2 protein-coding genes are annotated in these 1,446 nt (G+C 75.9%); one reads left to right on the forward strand and one right to left on the reverse strand.

What is annotated here, in order from left to right; all coding sequences use genetic code 11:
• Positions 1–996 (reverse strand): ABC transporter ATP-binding protein (locus HGA02_RS19180; protein WP_168680969.1); only part of this gene is annotated, 996 nt, incomplete at its 3' end.
• A 209-nt stretch (positions 997–1,205) separates the two neighbouring features.
• Between HGA02_RS19180 and HGA02_RS19185 the strand changes: the two genes are divergently transcribed.
• A partial coding sequence (locus HGA02_RS19185; RefSeq protein ID WP_210728825.1) for a maleylpyruvate isomerase N-terminal domain-containing protein occupies positions 1,206–1,446 on the forward strand: 241 nt, incomplete at its 3' end.

The raw sequence follows: 1,446 nt of genomic DNA on the forward strand, positions 1-1,446 counted from the left end.
CAGCGCGCCGCGGGCGTCGACGACGCGCGCGATGCGGTCGTAGCCGACCAGCGCGCGCGGCAGCTCGCCGAGCACCCAGCCGAACGCCCGCACGGGCACCGCCAGCAGCGTGAGCAGGTAGGCCGCCGCGACGACGTCGCCCGTGCCGATCCGTCCGGCCGCGACCTGCACGGCGCCGACGACGAGCACCAGCAGCGTGCCGAGGCTCGGCAGCACGTCGATCACGGGGTCGAAGAACGCACGGACCACGCCGACCCGGACGTTCGCGTCGCGCAGCTCGCGTGCGCGGGCCGCGAACCGCGCGGCCTCGCGCTCCTCCGTGCCGAGCGCCTTCACGAGCAGCGCGCCCTCGAAGCTCTCGTGCGCGACGTCGGCGACCCCGGCGCGCAGCTCCTGGGCGTGGCCGACCGCGGGCGCCATCCGGCGCTGGAACACGAGGTTGGCGACGAGCGCGAGGGGCACGACGACGAGCGCGGCGAGCGCGAGCCACACGTCGGTGCGCAGCAGCCCGACGGCCGCCACCGCGAGCATGACGACGACGCCGAGCGCGAACGGCAGCGGGTTGAACACCCCGGTCGACGCCTCGACGTCGGCGCTCGCGTTCGACAGCAGCTGACCCGTGGGGTGCTGCTTGTGCCACGACATCGGCAGGCGCAGGTACTGCCGGGTGACCCGCGTGCGGTGGTCCGCCTGGATCTGGGCGAAGCCCATGCCGGCGAAGATCCGTCGTCCCGCGACCGAGACGGCGAGCGTCACCGCGACGGCCAGCAGCGCGAGGCCGGCGAGCCAGATCCGGTCGCGGGCCTGCGCGGAACCGGCGAGCGCGGGCACGACGACCTCGTCGGTCGCCCACCCGAGCACGCGGCTCACGGCCACGACGGAGACGCCGAAGACCGCTGACGTGCCGATCGCCACCACGTAGGTCCACGGGTGCGCCGCGATGCCGCGGACCACGATCGTCGCGGCTCGGCGGGGCACCGAGCCGGTCAGCGTCATCGGTCGCGACGAAGGAGCTCGCGAGCGCACGCGCAGGCCTTTCGGGAGGGGGCGGGAAACCGTCATCCTCTCACGCGGTCGTGACGCGTCGCCCGCCGGACGCGCCCGTCCGGGCGGCCCTCGCGCGCTCTCCCCGAGGGCTGGTCACCGCCGTCGTCGAGACCCGCCTCGTGGCGCGGACCAGCGCTCCCACGTGCGACGATGCGGGGATGACGTGGCACGAGGTGGAGCGCGCGCAGCTGGCCGAGGCTCTGCGAGCCGTGCCGCCCGACGCACCCACGCTGTGCGAGGGCTGGCAGGCCCGTCACCTCGCGGCGCACGTCGTCCTGCGCGAGCACTCCCCCGTCGTCGGTGCCGGGATCGCCGTGCCCGCGCTCGGCGCCCGGGCAGAGGCCGCGATCGAGCGGCTCGCGGACGACGCCGCGACCGAGGGCGCGTACCGGGACCTCG

It is taken from the genome of Cellulomonas septica (genome assembly GCF_012396155.1).
GTDB classification, from domain to species: Bacteria; Actinomycetota; Actinomycetes; order Actinomycetales; family Cellulomonadaceae; genus Cellulomonas; species Cellulomonas septica.